Genomic DNA, 1,391 nt, shown 5'->3' on the forward strand with positions numbered 1-1,391 from the left:
TGGATGAAAATCGCCCGGAACGTCTTCATGGCTGTTCCGAACACGCTCAGCAGGATGCTTGCTCCCAGGATCACCCAGATGCTTCGCGAATACAGAGTCAATTCTTCCGCCCGAAGGATCTCGGTTGCTCCCATCTGTTACATCTCCCGCAAGCGCGGATTGAAGATGCGATCCAGAGCGAATCCTAACATAGCGAACCCCAGGCCGGTGATCATGAGGAGGAATGCGGGCTCCAGGACCCAGTAATACTGGCCCCTGTATGGGGCCCCGTTGGCCACCGCATTCTCGATCACTTTCCCCCAGGTGGGCAGAACAGGATCTCCTAAGCCGAGCACAGCCAGCGAAGCTTCCAAGAACACAAAGCTGGGCACTAGGATGATTAGGTTGGGGATCACCACCGGAAACACAGGTGGGATCAGATAGCGAAAGATGATCCGCCAGTTCCCCGCCCCATACGCCCGGGCGGCCTCGATGTAAGGCGAGTTGCGGACCTGGATGAAAATCGCCCGGAACGTCTTCATGGCTGTTCCGAACACGCTCAGCAGGATGCTTGCTCCCAGGATCACCCAGATGCTTCGCGAATACAGAGTCCCGATCATAATCAGGATCGGGAGGAAAGGAAGCATGAGGACCACATCGTTGACCCGTTGAATCAGATCGTCCCACAGTCCCCCGAACCAGGCGCCGATGGCCGCGATGATGACGGTGGTGAAGATGGTTCCGACTGCCGCCAGCAATCCGAAGGTCAGGGCGACTGGCGCCCCCCATAACAGGGCGATTCGTAAATCTCGACGGAGGTGATCGGTCCCGGCTAGGCCATACACCTTGCCATACACAACGAGTTCCGCATCGAATGTGGCCTGAGGCTCGAAAGCCAAGACGCGCACCTCAACCTGATAGGAGCCCTTAAGGGGCCTGGGGGCTCCTTGGAGATTGGGCGCAGTGAACAGCCCGGTGGACACCGGCAGATCACCGATCAGGCGGCGGACCCGTCGGGCCAGCGCCTCGTCCTGATCGAACCGGAAGCTCCCGCTAGGTCGAGCGCTGAACTCCCCGATCAGGATCTCCCGACCGTCTGGCGTGCGCCAAAGGATGGAGACGAATGGAGGCTTGGCCTGATACACCGCGTCATAGAACAGGTTGATTTCCGATGGGAAATCGTCCGCTTGGTATTCGAAGGCATAGAGTAAGGCGATTTGCTTGCCCCCTTCAACCGACCTTTCGGCTCGAGATACCTGACCGCGTCGGGAATCCAGGGCGATCGTTTCCGGCAGCTTCTCCCGCCGGAACAGATTGAACCAGGCCGGCGGGGCCGTGCGGGGCCTGGGCCGGCGGGGGGCCTGCCGGCGGGCCGGGCCGCCGGCACGCCCGGTGCGGTGCGCAGCATGGGA

Annotated in this window: 1 protein-coding gene; it reads right to left on the reverse strand. The window is 60.6% G+C overall.

Going from position 1 to position 1,391, the window contains the following annotated elements:
- Positions 1–137: 137 nt before the first annotated feature.
- The coding region (locus NZM16_RS03830; RefSeq protein WP_295478669.1) for an ABC transporter permease at positions 138–1,391 on the reverse strand (1,254 nt) is incomplete at its 5' end.

The sequence above is a fragment of the Thermoflexus sp. genome (assembly GCF_025055495.1).
Taxonomy (GTDB): Bacteria; Chloroflexota; Anaerolineae; order Thermoflexales; family Thermoflexaceae; genus Thermoflexus.